This is a genomic window from Vibrio sp. RM-69-4 (assembly GCF_024743775.1).
Lineage (GTDB): Bacteria > Pseudomonadota > Gammaproteobacteria > Enterobacterales > Vibrionaceae > Vibrio > Vibrio anguillarum.
In genome coordinates this window covers 1-19,400 of sequence record NZ_JAMQXI010000036.1, presented here as the reverse complement: position 1 = coordinate 19,400, position 19,400 = coordinate 1, and the positions used below count along the sequence as shown (strand labels likewise).

General features: G+C 44.2%; 16 protein-coding genes and 1 tRNA gene. 7 read left to right on the top strand and 10 right to left on the bottom strand.

From position 1 onward, the window contains the following. Positions 1–278 precede the first annotated feature (278 nt). Positions 279–1,181: a hydrogen peroxide-inducible genes activator gene (locus tag NB504_RS04395; protein ID WP_013857512.1), complete on the bottom strand. Its 903-nt coding sequence runs from the start codon at positions 1,179–1,181 to the stop codon at positions 279–281. A 196-nt stretch (positions 1,182–1,377) separates the two neighbouring features. Between NB504_RS04395 and NB504_RS04390 the strand changes: the two genes are divergently transcribed. Together NB504_RS04390 and NB504_RS04385 are read left to right on the top strand one after the other, a co-directional pair. Beyond that, on the top strand, positions 1,378–1,989 hold the full coding sequence (locus NB504_RS04390) for a peroxiredoxin C (RefSeq protein ID WP_010320425.1): 612 nt from the start codon (positions 1,378–1,380) through the stop codon (positions 1,987–1,989). A gap of 157 nt (positions 1,990–2,146) precedes the next feature. Continuing rightward, positions 2,147–2,983, top strand: coding sequence for a copper homeostasis protein CutC (locus NB504_RS04385; protein WP_096036110.1), 837 nt, complete (start codon positions 2,147–2,149; stop codon positions 2,981–2,983). Between the two features lie 66 nt (positions 2,984–3,049). Here the strand turns inward: NB504_RS04385 and phoU are convergent, their stop codons facing one another. The 4 genes from phoU to NB504_RS04365 are packed head-to-tail and all read right to left on the bottom strand — an operon-like array spanning position 3,050 to position 8,493. Then, entirely contained in the window at positions 3,050–3,748 is a 699-nt protein-coding gene (phoU, locus tag NB504_RS04380; protein WP_010320427.1) for a phosphate signaling complex protein PhoU, read from the bottom strand. A 36-nt stretch (positions 3,749–3,784) separates the two neighbouring features. Further along, complete coding sequence (gene pstB / locus NB504_RS04375; RefSeq protein ID WP_010320428.1) at positions 3,785–4,603, bottom strand: phosphate ABC transporter ATP-binding protein PstB; 819 nt, start codon at positions 4,601–4,603, stop codon at positions 3,785–3,787. A 2-nt stretch (positions 4,604–4,605) separates the two neighbouring features. Then, positions 4,606–6,252 carry a phosphate ABC transporter permease PstA gene (gene pstA / locus NB504_RS04370; RefSeq protein ID WP_258428372.1) on the bottom strand — a complete coding sequence of 549 codons (1,647 nt, stop codon included), beginning with the start codon at positions 6,250–6,252 and terminating at the stop codon, positions 4,606–4,608. A gap of 39 nt (positions 6,253–6,291) precedes the next feature. Further along, positions 6,292–8,493 carry an ABC transporter permease subunit gene (locus NB504_RS04365; RefSeq protein WP_258428371.1) on the bottom strand — a complete coding sequence of 734 codons (2,202 nt, stop codon included), beginning with the start codon at positions 8,491–8,493 and terminating at the stop codon, positions 6,292–6,294. 249 nt (positions 8,494–8,742) lie between these two features. Between NB504_RS04365 and ppk1 the strand changes: the two genes are divergently transcribed. Together ppk1 and ppx are read left to right on the top strand one after the other, a co-directional pair. Then, on the top strand, positions 8,743–10,842 hold the full coding sequence (ppk1, locus tag NB504_RS04360) for a polyphosphate kinase 1 (RefSeq protein ID WP_013857518.1): 2,100 nt from the start codon (positions 8,743–8,745) through the stop codon (positions 10,840–10,842). Continuing rightward, the gene (ppx, locus tag NB504_RS04355; RefSeq protein WP_258428370.1) at positions 10,823–12,328 is read left to right on the top strand and encodes an exopolyphosphatase; all 1,506 of its coding nucleotides are present in this window, start codon (positions 10,823–10,825) and stop codon (positions 12,326–12,328) included. Before ppk1 ends, ppx begins: the two co-directional genes overlap by 20 nt. Positions 12,329–12,371: 43 nt before the next feature. Here the strand turns inward: ppx and NB504_RS04350 are convergent, their stop codons facing one another. The 3 genes from NB504_RS04350 to phoB are packed head-to-tail and all read right to left on the bottom strand — an operon-like array spanning position 12,372 to position 15,339. Further along, the gene (locus NB504_RS04350) at positions 12,372–13,331 is read right to left on the bottom strand and encodes a PstS family phosphate ABC transporter substrate-binding protein (protein ID WP_115339563.1); all 960 of its coding nucleotides are present in this window, start codon (positions 13,329–13,331) and stop codon (positions 12,372–12,374) included. Then, complete coding sequence (gene phoR, locus NB504_RS04345; protein ID WP_013857521.1) at positions 13,328–14,629, bottom strand: phosphate regulon sensor histidine kinase PhoR; 1,302 nt, start codon at positions 14,627–14,629, stop codon at positions 13,328–13,330. The genes NB504_RS04350 and phoR overlap by 4 nt, the downstream gene beginning before the upstream one ends. 20 nt (positions 14,630–14,649) lie before the next feature. After that, positions 14,650–15,339 (bottom strand): phosphate regulon transcriptional regulator PhoB, encoded by a 690-nt coding sequence (phoB, locus tag NB504_RS04340; protein ID WP_013857522.1) that lies wholly within the window; start codon positions 15,337–15,339, stop codon positions 14,650–14,652. Between the two features lie 190 nt (positions 15,340–15,529). On the opposite strand from phoB, the gene rdgC reads away from it, so the two are divergent. From rdgC to NB504_RS04325, 3 genes are all read left to right on the top strand, one after another. Then, positions 15,530–16,444 carry a recombination-associated protein RdgC gene (gene rdgC / locus NB504_RS04335; protein ID WP_010320437.1) on the top strand — a complete coding sequence of 305 codons (915 nt, stop codon included), beginning with the start codon at positions 15,530–15,532 and terminating at the stop codon, positions 16,442–16,444. 162 nt (positions 16,445–16,606) lie between these two features. Next, a complete protein-coding gene (yegQ, locus tag NB504_RS04330; protein WP_017042130.1) occupies positions 16,607–18,007 on the top strand; it encodes a tRNA 5-hydroxyuridine modification protein YegQ in 1,401 nt (466 codons plus the stop codon). Between the two features lie 2 nt (positions 18,008–18,009). After that, a complete protein-coding gene (locus NB504_RS04325; RefSeq protein WP_013857525.1) occupies positions 18,010–18,264 on the top strand; it encodes a YfhL family 4Fe-4S dicluster ferredoxin in 255 nt (84 codons plus the stop codon). A 40-nt stretch (positions 18,265–18,304) separates the two neighbouring features. Here NB504_RS04325 and nfsA read toward each other — a convergent pair whose 3' ends face one another. Together nfsA and NB504_RS04315 are read right to left on the bottom strand one after the other, a co-directional pair. Beyond that, entirely contained in the window at positions 18,305–19,027 is a 723-nt protein-coding gene (gene nfsA / locus NB504_RS04320; RefSeq protein ID WP_258428369.1) for an oxygen-insensitive NADPH nitroreductase, read from the bottom strand. Between the two features lie 247 nt (positions 19,028–19,274). After that, positions 19,275–19,351: transfer RNA gene (locus tag NB504_RS04315), tRNA-Trp, on the bottom strand. Between the last annotated feature and the right edge of the window lie 49 nt (positions 19,352–19,400).

Below are 19,400 nucleotides of genomic sequence, written 5' to 3'. Positions count from 1 at the left end.
GATTTTAGTTTTAAACAGACGTTCGAAATGATGTGAGACGCAGTAAGGCTTGAATTTACGACTAACCGAGCGAGACAGATGGCTTCTTTTTAAACGCAAGAGAAAATAGGATGTGTAAAATTGTGGCTGTAAAGATTTTTGATTTTATGAAAACTTCATCAAGAATTGTTTGTAAAATTTTACAAGTTTAAAAACACTAACAGAATAAAAAACTGAAAAAAGCCACATTAAAAGTGACTTTTTGATTTTTTAGGCAAAGGAAAGAGTAAGACTAATCGCTAAAGTAAACCAGAAACCACATCCGCTAACTGCTTAAAAGTGTGAGTTCGCGATGAACTTGGCCGCCAGACTAAACCAATCTCTCGATACGCTTGCTGGCCAGGAGGCTCGATGACCACTAAATTTTGGTTTTCAACTAAGCCATGATTGATTGCCATTTGTGGAATGAAAGTCGTCCCTAAACCATTGGCGACCATCTGCACTAAGGTATGTAAACTGGTTGCGGTAAATGGATTAATTTTCTCTTTGGCGGTCAACTTGCAAGCAGACACAGCATGATCCGTTAAACAGTGCACATTTTCGAGCAAAAACACCGATTCATCAGGCAGGTCAGCATACTTGATTGGCACACGGATGCTATCCATTTGATGACGGCTGATCACCATTTTGAATGGATCAATCCCCACGACTCGGCTCTCCATTTTGCCGATATCGACAGGCAAAGCCAAAATCAACACATCAAGCTCTCCATGACGCAGTGCAGCCAAAAGGTTCGTCGTCGTATCTTCTCGTAATAATAAGTTCAACTTCGGAAAGCGGACATTCACTTCTTGCACTAAATCACACAGTAAAAATGGAGCAATGGTTGGAATACAACCCAGCTTAAGCTGACCTTGCATCTCATCGCCTTGGCAAACCTTGCCGAGTTCCACTAAATCTTGTCCTTTGGCAAGTAACTCTCTTCCTTGGCTAACAACCAGCTCTCCCGCTTGAGTAAACACTAACGGAGCTTTCTTATCCTTTTCATAAAGCGGGCAACCTATTAATTCCTCTAAATTTTGGATCCCTTTACTTAGGGTAGATTGACTAACAAAACAACGTTCAGCGGCATCACTAAAGTGCCGTGTTTCGTAGAGTGTTACTAAATAGTGCAACTGCTTCAAACTGGGCCATTTATTCATCGTTCTACTACTATCTTATTTGAGTGCCGTTTCTGATTCCGTCATTAGAGCTCATCGCTTTTTTCGATGAGACTAATCTATTTATTTCGCTTTTTACTATCCTACAATCTGTACTATAGTTTGTCTCGTTCAAAAACGGACTGGACCAGTGCTCATCACTGGTTTGGAACTAAACCTTATTCTTAGGAGCAAAAAAATGGTACTAGTTGGTCGTAAAGCCCCTGATTTTACTGCAGCAGCTGTTCTTGGTAACGGTGAAATCGTTGATAGCTTCAACTTCGCAGAATTTACTAAAGGTAAGAAAGCGGTTGTTTTCTTCTACCCACTAGACTTCACTTTCGTTTGCCCATCAGAGCTTATCGCTTTTGACAAACGCTTCGAAGATTTCCAAGCGAAAGGCGTTGAAGTAATCGGTGTATCTATCGATTCTCAATTCTCTCACAACGCATGGCGTAATACCGCTATCGAAAACGGTGGCATTGGCCAAGTAAAATACCCGCTAATCGCTGACGTGAAGCACGAAATCTGTAAAGCGTACGATGTTGAGCACCCAGAAGCAGGCGTTGCTTTCCGTGGTTCTTTCCTCATCGACGAAGATGGTCTTGTACGTCACCAAGTTGTGAACGACCTACCACTAGGCCGTAACATCGACGAAATGCTACGTATGGTTGATGCGCTTAACTTCCACCAAAAGAACGGTGAAGTGTGCCCAGCACAGTGGGAAGAAGGCAAAGCCGGTATGGATGCATCTCCAAAAGGTGTTGCAGCATTCCTAGCTGAGCACTCAGACGACCTAGGCAAGAAATAATTCTCCTTAGCCCGCGCTCAACTCGGGTCAATGGTTGGACATATAATAAAGCGTAAAACGCATCGCCAATCAGTTAAGAAGTAAAGTCCTTATCCAAGCCCAAAGCTAACGCTTTGGGCTTTTTCGTTGTCGTTCATTTAGCGAAAATGAGGCAGCATTGGTTGGTAAACTTTACCCCTATTTCTCACCTCAATCACACAGACGTCACTACTCTAACTTGCTAACATTAACCAAATTTTTCCAGCAGGATTTTACTATGAATATTCAAGTTGAAGTGTGTATTGATAATATTGAATCGCTACACAACGCCATTAAAGGCGGGGCTACTCGCATTGAATTGTGTTCGTCGCTCGCATTGGGTGGACTGACGCCCAGCTTTGGTTTAATGAAAAAGGCCGCACAAATATCGAGCGTTCCTGTTTACGCGATGATTCGTCCGCGTCAAGGCGACTTTCTTTATGATCAGGATGATCTCGATTCGATGTTGATCGATATCGAGATGGCAAAACAGGCGGGACTAGACGGCATCGTCTTTGGTATTTTGAATCCGAATCGCACCATCAACCTTGAAGCAAGCTTACTGATGATGCAAGCCGCGCAAGGGTTGGGTACCACTTTCCACCGTGCGATTGATCAATGCCACAGCTATGAACAAGCGATTGAAGACATTGCAAAATTAGGGTGTGAGCGTGTACTTACTTCAGGGTTAGCGCCAGATGCCTATGCAGGACGAGCCGTAATTGCACACATGGTGAAACTGGCGAATGGTCGATTCTCTATTATGGCTGGGGCTGGCTTAAACGCATCAAACGTGACTGACATTATCCGTGAAACGGGCATCACAGAAGTGCATTTGTCCGGCAAAACCACGCGTGCAAGTAGCATGGATATGATCGCCAATGCGGTGAAAATGGGCCAAGAGTCTGTCGATGACACCCTCATCCCAATTACCGATCCGGCTAAAATCCAAGAGGTATTGCGCCAGCTTTCTTAACTTCGGCGACCGTTATGCCTTGATGTAAGGTGAATAACTTTCCTTCACCTTACTTTACCCAAAAGGCTATTTGAGGATGTCATCAATCGATTGTTTACCTAAGTGGCGCACATCCTTACCTTTGACAAAATAGATGATGTATTCGCAGATATTCTGGCAGCGATCGCCCACGCGTTCGATGGCTCGTGCAGACCACATGACTTGTAATATATGTGGGATATTTTTAGGGTCTTCCATCATATAGGTCATCAGTTGGCGGATCACGGCTTCATATTCGGCATCCAGCTTATCATCCAAGCGGTACACTTCAGCAGCCGATTCAAGATCCATCCGCGCAAAAGCGTCCAACACTTGGTGCAACATTGCAATGGCTTGCCGGCATAAGGGTTCAAGAGAAACTCGAAATTTGCTCTCTTTAGGTGAAGGGCTTTCGATAGTGACGTAGGCAATTTTGGTGGCAACATCACCAATTCGTTCAAGGTCGGTAATGGTTTTGATGATCGCCATGATCAAGCGCAGATCCTTGGCTGTCGGTTGTCGCTTAGCGATAATACGCGTGCAAGCCTCATCAATAGAAACTTCCATCGCATTCACTTTGTGATCATCCCGAACGACTTTTCTGGCCAGATCGGCATCATCTTTATGCAATGCTTGCATCGCAAAAGAGAGTTGTTGCTCTACCAGCCCGCCCATCGTCAATACATGAGTGCGAATCGATTCAAGTTCAACATTGAACTGTCCTGAAATGTGGCGACCTAGATGCATCATCGTTCCTTTTGAATATCGCTATTGACGAAAGTATTAACCATATCGACCAGTAATATAGTCTTCCGTCTGTTTTTTCAATGGGGAGGTGAAAATAGAGTCAGTATCCGCATACTCAATCAATTTTCCCATATGGATAAAAGCCGTATGATCGCTCACTCTTGCCGCTTGTTGCATGTTATGCGTCACAATCACCACTGTGTATTTGGTTTTGAGATCGTTAATCAACTCTTCGATGGTCAAAGTAGAAATAGGATCTAACGCGGACGTTGGCTCATCAAGCAACAGCACCTCTGGCTCAATAGCAATCGCTCTGGCGATCACTAAGCGTTGCTGCTGCCCACCCGAAAGGCCAAATGCATTTTCATGTAGGCGATGCTTCACTTCATCCCATAACGCAGCGGCTCTTAAAGCTCGCTCAACGGAGTCATCTAAAGTACGGCTATTTTTAATTCCTTGTAGACGAAGCCCATACACCACGTTTTCATAAATGGATTTCGGAAATGGGTTGGGTCGTTGGAATACCATCCCCACTCGGCGGCGCAACGTGGCAACATCCACATCTGGGTGATAGACGTTTCTACCATGAAGTTTGACTTCACCTTCAACTCGACACCCTTCGACCAGATCGTTCATCCGGTTAATACAGCGCAGTAAGGTTGATTTACCACAACCGGAAGGGCCGATAAACGCCGTTACTTGTCCTTTGGGAATACGCATTGAGATATGGCTCAGCGCACAAGTCTGTTTATAGAACAGATTCAGATCTTCAATCGCAATCGCCGTTTGTTGATCGCTCAGATTATTAACATCTAACGGGGCGTGATAACCCAAAGTTTGATTGATGGAAAACATAATTAATCTTGCCCTAACGTTCGATATTTCTCACGCAAGTTATTGCGGATACTGATGGCCGTTAAATTCAGTGCCACAATAACTGTCACCAATAAAAATGAAGTGGCGTACACCAGTGGCCTAGCCGCTTCGATGTTGGTCGTTTGGAAACCAACATCGTAAATATGAAAACCTAAGTGCATGAATTTTCGATCAAGATGTACAAAGGGAAACTCGCCATCCACAGGCAAACTTGACGCTAGTTTGACCACACCCACCAGCATCAAAGGGGCAACCTCACCCGCGGCTCGCGCAATGGCGAGAATAAGCCCAGTAATAATCGCAGGGCTTGCCATCGGTAATACTATGCGCCAAATCGTCTCAAAATGGGTCGCGCCCAATGCTAACGAGCCATGGCGTACTGCGCTGGGAATCCGTGTTAACCCTTCTTCCGTCGTTACAATCACTACGGGTAGAGTTAACACCGCTAATGTGAGCGCCGACCACAGTAAGCCAGGCGTACCAAAAGTGGGAGCAGGTAACCTTTCGCTATAGAGTAGCGTATCAATCGATGAACCTATGGTGTAAACAAAAAAACCAAGACCAAACACCCCATAAACAATCGATGGCACACCAGCAAGGTTGATAACCGCAACACGAATGATACGAGTAAACAGATTCTCTTTTGCGTATTCGTGCAGATAAATAGCCGCCACAACACCAAGTGGCATGACAATAACCGACATCAACAACACCAACAGCACGGTACCAAAGATGGCTGGAAATACGCCACCTTCAGAGTTCGATTCGCGGGGATCTTCTGATAGGAAGAGCCACACCTGCTTTCCCCACTGGACCAATTTTTGCGCCAAAGTCATATCATTGGGATACCAAATATCGAGAATTTGGCTAAGTGGAATCGCCACTCGTTGTCCACTCATCTCTTCAACAATCAACGACGGCCCATTCATTTGCTGGCGCAGCGCATCTAACTTTTGTTCGGCAATAGCTAATTGGCTATCCAAATCCTGCTTTTTATGAAAATAGTGATCTAAATAGGTTCGTTCTAGCTTTCCATTGAGTTCTTTACGACGCTTCTCTAAACGTAATTTTTCGGCGGCAAAGCCAATGACTCGGATCTCTTGGTCAATCACATCGTCAATTTGCTCTCTCAATAACGCGACATCCTGCATTCCTGCAGCGAGCATGGTCTGAACATCCGAACTCTCGCTTCCATCGGTTTGCACATAAGCAATCGGCTTGCCATAAAACTGTCCGTTACTCTTACGTTCTATTACCGCCCACCCGCTAGGCATTTGTTTATCCGACAGTTTAACATCCAGTATCGAAACAAAGTCCGCATGATTTCGTTCTCGGTTAGCGACTTTAATACTGAGCCGCTTCACTTCCCCAGCATCCAGTATGGCTTTGGGCCATGTAATATCTAACGCTCTTAAGTGTGTTAATGGCACATTTTCCTCAGAGTAAAGCTGACCAACCAGTGCTTGCCCCTCTTGAGTTTGCCATTGATAAAGTGGCGTCGGCCAAAAATAGGTTAATCCTTTCCAACCAATAAACAGGAGCAAGCCCAATACCGAAATCAGGCTGATGCTGACAGCACCGCCTGTTAACCATATCCAAGGTGAACCTGATTGAAACCACTTAAACATTTATGATGATTTTTCCCAATTGATTACAAAGCACCTTGATTACAAAGCGCGATATTTGGCACGCAACCTTTGTCTGACCCATTCAGCAATCGAGTTGACAAAAAAGGTGAACATCAGTAGCAATAGTGCCGCTAAAAAAAGCAATCGATAATGGGAGTTCCCTACTTCCGACTCTGGTAACTCAACCGCAATCGTTGCCGATAAGGTGCGCATCCCTTCTAAAATATTCCAATCTAAAATGGGTGTATTACCCGTCGCCATAAGAACGATCATTGTTTCTCCGACGGCTCGCCCCAACCCCATCATGATCGCCGAGAATATGCCAGGACTTGCCGTTAACAACACGACTTTGGTTAATGTCTGCCAAGGTGTTGCGCCTAATGCTAATGACCCATCAGAAAGATGTTTAGGTACGGAAAAGATCGCATCTTCCGCAATAGTGAAAATGGTTGGAATGACGGCAAAGCCCATCGCAAAACCAACCACCAGCGCATTACGCTGATCAAAAGCGATGCCGTTTTGCGCGAGATAAATCTGAATATCGCCATCAAATAGCCAAACTTCAATTTGGCTGCTATACGAAAAGATAACCACTGCACTAACGACTAATACGGGGATTAGTATCAATGCGTGCCACCCATTTGAAAAATTTCGCACCCATGCTCTCGGTAACAGGTGCCAACCTAGCCCAACGAGTAACATCACAATGGGTAAAAATAGCAGCAGCGCTCCGACCGCCGCGAGATGGCTTTCAATTAATGGTGCAAACCACAACCCCGCTAAAAAACCAATAATGACGGTTGGTAACGCTTCCATCAATTCAATCGACGGCTTCACCACTCGGCGCATTCTCGGTGACATAAAATAAGCCGTGTAAATCGCGCCAAACACCGCAATCGGTATTGCAAATAACATTGCGTATGCTGCGGCCTTAAGAGTGCCAAAGGCTATCGGTACTAGGCTAAACTTAGGCTCAAATTCATCGTTCGCTGACGTCGATTGCCACACATATTGAGGCTCTGGATAACTTTCGTACCACACTTTTTGCCACAATGATGAGAGTGATATTTCAGGATAATCATTATCCACTTTTGCCACGCTGATCTTCTGCTCGCTTAACGTAGCGAGATAAAGCTCATTATTGGACATGGCGGCCAATTGAGGGGCTTTGTTGTACATCCTCTCAAACAACACCAGTTTTTCACTGGTCGTATAGTGACTTTGGATTGTGCCATTAGGGTAGAAACTGTAAAAACCTTTGCGATAAGTATCCGGCAGTAACAGCGTCACCTGCGGCGCTAATTTAAACTTACGAATCTGAGTCAGTTGACGTTCTTCATTTTGCAGCACATCAAACCATTGTGACACTAAGCCGTTACGGTGAGTCACCAGTAGCGAATAAGCACCGGACAATAAGTTGATTTGTGTCACGGCTCGATCGGAATTACCTTGGCTTAAATCAACCACTTCTCGCACGAAATAACCTTGACGACTCTTAGCGGCAACAACCAATTCGGACCCAGAGCGAAGATAAAGCGTTTTACCATCTGGCGTAAAAAGCAATTGGTCCAAAGAAGGAAATGAGCCTTGAAACACAAAGCGCTGAATTGGCTCAACGTTATCACTCGTTAAGGTTTGTACTATCACCTCATCATTATCGAGATAAGAAGCAAAGAAAAGTGCCTCATCAGTAACGGCGAAGGCAAACTGGCGTAACGTTTGCGTTTTATGAGTCAGCCGAAATGTAGAAGGTAAACTGACGCGCTCAAGATAAGGAGAAAACTGGCGACCTTCCACGCTATGCAGATAACTGAATTTAGGGCGAGCAATAAAGACCTCTCCCGCCGCATTGCTAGCGGCAAACCACCCATCCAGCGGGGGAGCTTGGCTAAAAAGATCAACGCGAATAGGGAGACTATCCGACCACAATGCGTGTTCCGTTTTGCCGTCCAAGGGCCAAAAGTTCATGCTGCCGTCAAGGTCAACAACAAAGGCATTCTCGCCGTATTCATCTATGGCCAAAAATTGAGGATTGGAAGTAGTTATACTCACTTGCGCCACGTTCCTTTCAATTTTTGCGCTACCAAAAAGAGGGAAAACAACCATCGCAAGATAGACAAAAATCAGCACTAAAGCGCCAAGTACACTCACGCCACCAAAACTCACTGCAAGGCGAACCAAACGGTCTTTTATCAACCGTTTTCTGTCACGTTCCTTCAATGAAAATTCACTTGGTGCCATTGCTCTCTCTACCCTTTTTCCTGTCTGCGTATAATATGTAATTTTCGTGACAAGTATATTACAACTCGCAATAAACGACTGAAAATAAAACAACTATACTCAACCTGCCTGCTTGAAATAAAAATGTCACATAAAAGGCATAGTTTGCATAATCATCAATACCCGAATTGATTGCTGTGCAGAATCGCACAATCAGCACACAGAGGGTGAGTCAGTAAAAAACGTCAATTGAGTTAAAAGGTAACATGAATGAGTACGGACAAGTTGTATATCGACAAGGAATTGAGCTGGCTTTCGTTTAATGAACGCGTATTGCAAGAAGCCGCAGATAAAACCGTGCCTTTAATCGAGAGAATACGGTTTTTAGGTATTTTTTCTAACAATCTGGATGAGTTCTATAAAGTTCGCTTTTCCGATGTAAAACGGCAAATTTTGATCAACCGAGAACGTGGTGGTAACGATACTACCAAGCATTTGCTGACACGAATGCAAAGTAAGGCGTTCAAACTCAACCAAGATTTCGACAATCTCTATAATGAGCTTATTTTAGAAATGGCACGTCGCCGTATCTTCTTGGTTAATGAAACGCAGTTGGATGAGACTCAGAAAAAATGGATCACTAAGTATTTCCATAAAGAAGTGCGCCCGCATATTACACCGCTGCTCATGACTGACGACATTGATGTCATGCAATTTTTGAAAGATGAATACGCCTATATTGCCGTTGATCTCAAACACAATGACCGCAGCCAATATGCGCTGATTGAAATCCCGACAGACCACCTACCGCGCTTTGTCATGGTGCCGGAGCAAAAGGGCAAACGCCGCAAAACCATCATCTTATTGGACAACATCATTCGCCACTGCCTCGATGAGATTTTCCGCGGATTTTTTGACTATGAAGAGCTCACGGGTTACGCGATGAAAATGACACGTGATGCGGAATATGACTTGCGACGGGAAGTCGAATACAGTTTGTTAGAACAGATGTCAGAAGGGTTGAATCAACGCTTAAGTGCTATGCCCGTACGCTTTGTTTATGAACGAGAAATGCCGACAAAAATGCTTAAATTTTTGTGCGAAAAACTCAAAATATCGCACTATGATAGCCTTCTTCCTGGTGGTCGTTACCATAACTTTAAAGATTTTATTGGGTTCCCAAACGTGGGGCGTGACTATTTAGAAAACAAGCCGCTACCACCCATGCAATGTGCTGACTTTGAAGGTTTTGCCAATGCATTTGATGCGATTCGCGCTCAGGATATTCTACTTCACTACCCTTACCACTCATTTGAACACATTACCGAGTTGGTAAGACAAGCCTCGTTTGATCCCAAAGTGATCAGCATCAAAATTAATATTTATCGTGTTGCCAAAGATTCTCGCCTAATGAACTCGCTCGTCGATGCAGTACACAATGGCAAACGAGTGGTGGTAGTGGTTGAGTTACAAGCACGGTTTGATGAAGAAGCCAACATTGAATGGTCACGTATTTTAACCGAAGCGGGGGTCCAAGTAATTTTCGGTGCTCCCGGATTAAAAATTCACTCTAAATTGCTGCTCATTAGCCGCAAAGAACAGGACAACATCGTTCGCTACGCACACATAGGCACGGGCAACTTCCATGAAAAAACCGCCCGTATCTATACGGACTTTTCACTCCTGACCGCCGACAATGAAATTGCTACCGAAGTACGAAACGTGTTTGGCTATATTGAAAACCCTTACCGCCCAGTTAAATTTAGCCATCTCATTGTGTCGCCAAGAAACTCTCGTATTCAGCTTTATCGATTAATCGACAGTGAAATCGCCAATGTGAAACTTGGTAAAAAAGCCGCAATCACTTTAAAGTTAAATAACTTAGTGGATAAAGGGTTGATCAATAAACTGTATGGTGCGAGTAGCGCGGGCGTACAAATTAAGATGATCGTCCGGGGCATGTGTTCACTGGTTCCGGGAATTGAGGGCGTGAGTGACAATATCAAAATCATCAGCATCGTTGATCGCTTTTTGGAACACCCTCGTGTCATTATTACGCACAATGATGGCAACCCGCTGGTGTATATCTCCTCTGCCGACTGGATGACGCGCAATATCGATCATCGTATCGAAGTAACGACACCAATTCGTGACCCACGTTTGAAACAGCGTATGATTGACATTATGAATTTACAATTTACCGATACAGTGAAAGCGCGCTGGATAGACAAAGAGATGAGCAATAATTATGTAGAACGTGGTAACCGTAAAAAAGTGCGTTCACAATTTGCCATCTACGACTATCTTAAGAATGTAGAAAGACAGACCAGAAAGAGCAAAGAACCCTTACATGACAATCAACCCAACTAATACTATTCGCGATATTGCAGCCATCGATTTAGGCTCTAACAGCTTTCATATGGTGGTGGCCAAAGTCGTCGATCAAGATCTGCAACTGGTGAGCCGCCATAAGCAACGTGTACGCTTGGCGGCTGGGTTAGATGAACAAAAAAATTTGGATGCCGATGCCATAGAGCGAGGACTTGAATGCTTAGCGATGTTTGCCGAGCGGTTGCAAGGTTTCGAACCTGAAAACGTGCGTATCGCGGCCACGCATACACTGCGTCAAGCCAATAATGCTCATACATTCTTGCAACGAGCCAAACAGGTACTGCCTTTCCCTATTGAAATCATTCCCGGAGCTGAGGAAGCACGCTTAATTTATTTAGGCGTGGCACATACTCAACCTCAAGCAGCGTCTATGTTGGTGGTGGATATCGGTGGCGGCAGTACCGAGATGGTGATTGGCCAAGGGTTTAATCCAGACCTAATCAACAGCAAGCAAATGGGATGCGTCAGCTATACCGACCGTTACTTCGCTGATGGTAGGCTTTCAAGCAGAAACTTCGCTCATGCGATATTAGCCGCCGAGCAAAAAATCGAATCTATTGCGGCGAAATATCGCAAAAAAGGGTGGGAAGTCGCCTTCGGCTCGTCAGGAACCATCAAAGCCATTCACGAAGTACTGATAGGTTTGGGCTTTGATGATGGCATCATCACGCTTGAGCGAGTCAATAAACTCATTGAAAAACTCTGTGAATGGCAAAGTATTGATGAGATCGAACTCAGCGCATTGACTGACGATAGAAAACCCGTTTTTGCTGCGGGAGTTGCCATTTTAAGCGCGGTTTTAAAATCGCTGCGTGTGAAAGAGATGCATTTTTCTGATGGTGCATTACGAGAAGGTTTGCTTTATGAGATGGAAGATCGGTTCAAATATTCCGATATCCGTTTACGCACCACTGAAAACCTCGCGATGAAGCATCTAGTCGACTTAGAGCATGCCGCTAAAGTCAAAGGCCATGCAAAAGAGTTTCTACAGAATGTGACCCCAGAGCTAGGATTGAAAAAAGGCAGCGAACTGTTTGATCTTTTGGAATGGGGAGCGTTATTGCATGAGGTGGGATTGAGCATCAACTTACAAGGCTTTCACCGACACTCTGCTTATATCTTGCGTCACACCAACATGCCCGGTTTTAACAGCGAGCAACAGCAAGTGCTGTCGACCTTAGCGCGCTTTCAACGCAAATCCCTCAAGCTGCAAGAAATGAATGATTTCACCTTGTTTAAGAAAAAGCACATTATTGGCCTCATCCGCGTGTTGCGTTTAGCGATTGTTGTCAATAGCCAACGTAATGATGATCCTCTTCCTGAGCTGACACTCAGCGCAAAAGATGATGAGTGGAAACTAGAATGTGAAGACGCCAATTGGTTAGAAAATAATAAATTATTACATGCGGATCTGATGTGCGAACAACAGTATTGGCGAAGTGTCGGTTGGCAGCTCAATGTTTAAATTGAATTGGGTTTGATTAAAAAAATAGCGAGCGAACCGCTCGTTATTTTATGCCCACTTTGGCTAGTTCTTGTTGAGCAAACTCGGCACTGACAGGCACATAACCATCTTTCCCAACGATCGCTTGTCCTTGCTTAGAAAAAATGAAACGGATAAATTCGCGCTGCATGGGTGGCAGATCCTGATTAGGATGTTTATTCACATACACATACAAATAGCGAGATAACGGATAAGCACCTGATAGAATATTTTCATAACTTGCGGCAATAAACTGATCGCCTTGTTTGGCTATCGGAATCAATTTCACACCAGAAACCTGATAACCAACACCAGAATAACCGATAGTATTGATCGATGAGGCAACCGATTGTACAACCGATGCCGATCCCGGCTGCTCGTTTACTCCCTTTTTGAAATCGCCACCACACAGTGCGTTTTGTTTGAAATAGCCATAAGTTCCCGACACCGAATTTCGGCCAAACAGTTGAATTCCCCGCTTGGCCCAATCCTCATCAACGCCCAATTGCGCCCAAGTATTGGTCGGTTGTGTAGCACCGCAGCGCAACGTGGATGAGAAAATACTATCTAATTGAGTAAAATTAAGCCCTTTGATTGAATTATCTCGATGTACAAAAATACCAATGGCATCTATCGCAACCCGCAATGCCGTCGGCTTATAACCGTGTGCGCGTTCAAATGCTTCAATCTCACGACCACGCATCGGTCGACTCATTGGGCCAAATTGCGCCGTTCCTTCAGTTAAAGCAGGAGGCGCAGTGGAAGAACCTGAGGCTTGTACTTGAGCATTGATATTTGGGTAGATCGTATTAAACTCTTCAACCCAGAGCGTCGTCATTCCTGCCAGAGTGTCTGACCCCACAGAAAGTAAACTACCTGCAACACCGTTAGTTTTTGAGTAATCCACGAGCGGCTGAGCGATCACGGCGTTCGTGGTAACCAGCAAGTAAAAATAGAGAAAGGCTGTAAATATGCGATGTATCATGACAGCACAACCAAACGTTTAGGCAAAATAAAAGAGAATTTGCTGCCAACACCCACTTCACTGTGAATCTGCAAATGCGTGTCATGATGTGACAATGCATGCTTAACAATCGCGAGCCCAAGCCCACTTCCTCCAGTATCTCGCGAACGAGCTTTATCGACACGATAAAAACGTTCCGTTAAACGATGTAAATGCTGTGGCTCAATCCCTTCCCCTTTATCCACCACGTCTAAACAAGCACCTTGCGCGTTTTGATACCAACGCACATTAATTTCCGCTCCCGGAGGCGTATATTTGACGGCGTTATAAACAAGGTTTGATATAGCACTGCGCAGTTGATCTTCATCGGCCAATACTTTAAGTCGCTTATCGACATCAAAATGCAGTCGGTGATGATGATCGCCACTTAAACTGATCGCTTCTTTTTCAAGTACTTCCAACATAGCCGGAACATCAACCACTTCATCCAGCTCATGCATAGGCGCCGCTTCAATTTTTGACAACGTCAGCAGTTGATTGACTAAACTGTTCATACGGTTTAACTGCTCAGTCATCACTCCATGTGCCTTAGGCCACATCGGCCCTACCAGCATGTCAGGGTCTTCTGTCATCTCAAGATACCCTTGCAACACCGTCATCGGCGTTCTCAGTTCATGAGAAACGTTAGCAAAGAAATTTCGACGCATGCCTTCTAACTGTTTCAACTGAGTGACATCACGCACAACCATCAAATGCTCACCTTCTGTGTAAGGCACAATACGCAGCTCTAACATGCGCTCAACATTAAGTGGAGAGCGCATTTCAAGTGGTTCTGTGAAATCATCTTTTTGCAGATATTTGATAAAATCAGGGGCACGCAATAAATTTGAGATAGGTTGACCTGCATCATCTGGCCAGCGAAAACCGAGCAGATGCTGTGCAAGTCGGTTACACCAAACAATGTTCCCTTCGTCACGGAACACCACCACCGCATCGGGTAGCGACTCAGCCCCGTTACGAAAGCGGCGGATCAAATTGGTCAGTTCTTTGCGTTTTTTACGTTGGCGTTGCTGTAAACGGTAAATTCCATTAAACAGGTATTCCCAGTTTCCAGTCCCGGAAGGCGGCGTTAAACGTTTTTCATCCCACAACCAAGCCGACAAACGCATTTGGTTATGCAAATGCCAAATCAGTTGCAACGCCGTAGCCGCTAGAAGCAGCCAAGCCATATGGCCAAAGATCCAGCCAACGATAATCCAAGGAGAGTAAAAAAAAGCCAGCTCCCAAGCCAGCCTTTTCCACGTTAAACGTTCAACCATTTCGTACCTTAATTAATCCTTTATGTTCTGGATGAAAAGCGATAACCGGCACCACGTACTGTTTGAATTAATTTATCGTGGCCAGCCTCTTCTAACGCTTTTCTCAGACGGCGTATATGAACATCGACAGTGCGGTCTTCAACATAAACGTTGGTACCCCACACATTGTTCAATAACTGCTCACGGCTATAGACGCGTTCTTGGTGCGTCATAAAGAAGTGTAGCATTTTGAATTCCGTCGGCCCCATCTCTAAGGCATTATCATTAGCCGTTACTCGATGAGAGACAGGATCTAACTTCAATCCTTGCACGTCGATCACATCTTCCAGTGCTGTCGGTGTGACGCGCCGGATAACCGCTTTCAAACGAGCAACCAACTCTTTAGGCGAAAAAGGTTTGGTTATGTAATCATCCGCACCCACTTCAAGGCCGCGAACTTTATCTTCTTCTTCACCACGGGCGGTTAACATCACAACAGGAATGTTGCGTGTTAATTCTTCACGCTTCATATGCTTAATAAAGTTGATACCACTCCCGCCGGGCAACATCCAATCTAATAACACAAGATCGGGAAAGGGTTCAGCCAGTTTACTCACCGCCGTGTCGTAATCTTCCGCTTCAACAGCTTGATAACCTTTTTGCTCAAGCACGAAACACAACATTTCGCGAATGGGTGCTTCGTCTTCAACAACCAGAATCCTTCTAGACATTTGAATAACCTTTCTATGTAATCAACGCTATGCATTATGGGAAACAATTATGACACTTTTGTGACCTTTGCAAACAATTTTTCATATAAGTTTCTTATCAAGTTCATGATTATATTTTGAAATTGATTTAAGACTTTAGCTTTCAAATCCCCTATCATGTTGCGTCTTCTAATTAAGTAAGAGAAAGAATATGTGGTTTAAAAACTGTATGGTTTATCGTGTTAATCGCGATGTAGAATTCAACGCCGATCAGCTCGAAAAACAACTGGCCGAATTTCGTTTTACGCCATGCGGCAGCCAAGATAAGCAAAAATTTGGTTGGGTTAACGCAATGGGTAAACACGGCGACATGATGACCCACGTTTCTGAAGACCGTATTCTGATCTGCGCGAAAAAAGAAGAAAAGATGTTACCTGCTTCGGTCATTAAAGATTCTTTGAATGCCAAAGTTGAAGCGATGGAAGTGGAAGAAGGGCGACCTCTCAAGAAAAAGGAGAAGGAAAGCCTCAAGGAAGATATTGTCATCGATCTCCTACCTAGAGCATTTAGCCGCAGCAATCTCACCTTTGTACTTATTCTACCCAAACAAGGCTTCATTCTAGTCGATGCCGCAAGCTACAAAAAAGCTGAGGACGTTTTGGCGCTGCTACGCAAAACCATGGGTAGCCTACCCGTAGTACCTGCGATCCCAGAACAAGCGGTAGAAACAACACTTACTCAGTGGGTTAAAAGTGGCGAACTACCACCAGGGTTTAGCTTGTTGGATGAAGCTGAATTAAAGTCGTTATTAGAAGATGGCGCAGTGATCCGCTGTAAGAAACAAGAACTGACAAGCGATGAGATCTTAAGCCATATTGAAGCCAATAAAGTCGTCACTAAACTGGCATTGAACTGGCAAGATCGCCTGAGCTTTATTCTGGCTGAAGATTGTAGCATTAAGCGTTTGGCATTTAGCGATGAGCTCAAAGAACAAAATGAAGATATTCCACGAGAAGAGCAAGCGGCTCGCTTTGATGCCGATTTCTCATTAATGTGTGGTGAAATGTCGGCATTTTTGCCTAACTTATTTGACGTTCTCGGCGGCCTTCCTCACCCGAACGCTTAACAAAAGCATCATGCAAAAGCCCAATACCCTTAAAAGTGTTGGGCTTTTTTGTATCGCTTACGATCCCTACTATGCATAAGGTTATTTTTAACGTAAAATTTGCGCCCCTCCAATACCATCAGGTGGTATTGGCCTGACTTGAGATCAGATTAGAGAAAAACAATGAGCACACATACCCCTTTTGTCCCCGAGCTACTATCACCGGCGGGCAGTCTAAAAAACATGCGTTATGCGTTTGCTTACGGTGCAGATGCCGTTTATGCCGGCCAACCTCGTTATAGCCTTCGTGTACGCAACAACGAATTTAACCATGAAAACCTGCAAATCGGTATCGATGAAGCACATGCTTTGGGTAAAAAATTGTACGTGGTTTGTAATATTCAACCCCACAACTCAAAACTTAAGACATTCATCCGAGATCTAAAGCCTGTGGTTGAAATGGGACCTGATGCGCTTATTATGTCTGACCCTGGGCTTATCATGATGGTTCGTGAAGCATTTCCTGAAATGCCTATTCACCTTTCAGTTCAAGCCAATGCTGTTAACTGGGCAACAGTTAAGTTCTGGGCATCCCAAGGCGTTGAACGAGTGATTCTATCACGCGAACTTTCGTTGGAAGAAATTGAAGAAATTCGTGAGCAATGTCCAACGACCGAACTCGAAATTTTTGTTCATGGCGCATTATGCATGGCTTATTCAGGTCGCTGTCTATTGTCTGGCTACATTAATAAACGTGATCCAAACCAAGGAACATGCACTAATGCATGTCGTTGGGAATACAAAGTTGAATCAGCCAAAGAAGATGAAACAGGTCAAATTGTCGAGAAATTTGATCCAGCAGCAGTTCAAACTATCAAGGTACAAGAAGAGCGCCCTGATAATACACTTGGTTTAGGCAAACCGATTGATGATGTGGTTTTGCTTTCAGAAAGCCATCGTCCAGAAGAGAAGATGGCCGCTTTTGAAGACGAACATGGCACCTACATTATGAACTCAAAAGATCTACGAGCCGTACAGCATGTAGAACGATTGACGAAAATGGGCGTGCATTCATTAAAAATAGAAGGCCGTACTAAATCTTTCTATTATTGCGCTCGTACAGCTCAAGTGTACCGCAAAGCAATTGATGACGCAGTTTCAGGTAAACCATTTGATGAAAGCCTGATGGGCACTTTAGAAAGCCTTGCACACCGTGGCTATACCGAAGGTTTCTTGCGACGCCATACACACGATACTTATCAAAACTACGACTATGGCTATTCAGTCTCAGATTCACAGCAATTTGTTGGCGAATTTACGGGTAAACGTCGTGGTGAAATGGCTGAAGTTGAAGTTAAAAACAAGTTTATCTTAGGTGATAGTTTAGAGCTGATGACCCCAAAAGGGAATGTTGTCTTCAGACTTGAAGCAATGGAAAACCGCAAAGGTGAAACTGTTGATGACGCAAAAGGAAACGGTCACTTTGTTTATATCCCGGTTCCTGAAGAGTTGGATTTAAACTTTGCTCTGTTAATGCGTAACTTGAATGCTGGCCAAGATACTCGTAACCCCGTAGGCAAGTAGTTATGGCATTATTGATCACCAGTAAATGCATTAACTGTGATATGTGTGATCCGGAATGTCCAAATGGCGCGATCTCTATGGGCAACCGGATCTATGAAATTGATCCTAATCTATGTACTGAATGCAAAGGACATTACGACAAGCCCACCTGTCAATCCGTATGTCCGATAACAAACTGCATCATTACCGATCCAGAACACATAGAAACTGAACATCAACTACTTGAAAAATTCGTCGTTATTCAAGGTTTAGCCTAATCATTGTAAAAGAGCCCAATCGTTAAGATTGGGCTCTTTTTTATCGGTGTGCTAAGCCTTTACTGTTGAGATAGTTCAACATATGAGGTCGAGATTCTTGTGCTAATTTAGCCGTTACCTCTGTAGACCAAGCCGCTTGCTTGATATTGGAAGAGCGCGTCTGATAATAAGCCCTCATCGTCTCATCATATTGCTCTATTTCAGCATAACTCAAAGCATGGTAGGTATTCTCATGAACAATTACCTCAGGAGATAAACGAGGTTTTAGTTGTGGATTCTGAGCCGGATACCCCAAGCACATACCAAATAACACTGCGCAATATGGAGGAAGCCCTAATAACTCATCCACTTCTTTAGGTGAATTTCTTAAGCCGCCAATATAAACACCACCCAACCCCATCGATTCTGCCGCCAATAAACAGTTTTGTGCCATGATCCCAGCGTCTACAGCGCCAATCAAAGTGAGTTCAATCAGCTCTGGTTTTACCTCAGGATTAATGGCGTAATGACGTTGGTAGTCAATGCAGAACACTAAAAACTCAGCAGCGCTTGCAACATAAGCTTGATTGCCCGCCAGTATAGCCAACTGCTTGCGTTTATCTTTATCCGTCACACGAATGATTGAATTAACCTGTAATAGGCTCGATGATGATGCCGCAATACCAGCAGAAATAATTGTGCTCAGCTGATCTGGAGTTATCTTCTGATCGGTAAAAGATCGGATAGAACGATGTGCAAGAATAGTTTCAATGACTGGATTCATCTTATATTTTTCCCTACGAGGATATTGCCACTATCTTAGCAAGCATTACCTACTGACGCCGTAAAAATGCAAACTTAAAATTAGCACAGAAAAGATCGTTTTAATGCAGTATGGGGGCGATACTTTTATTGAAGTTATTGAAGTTATTGAAGTTATTGAAGTTATTGAAGAACGGGAATGTTCTAAAAAATACTAAGGAGATGAAAAATAGCAAAAAGCCTCAGCATTTCTGCGGAGGCTTGATAGATGGCAGGGGTGGAGAGATTCGAACTCCCAACACGCGGATTTGGAATCCGCTGCTCTGCCAGTTGGAGCTACACCCCTAAATAATTTATGCTTCTCATTGAAGAAAACCTCAACATAACTGCTGAGG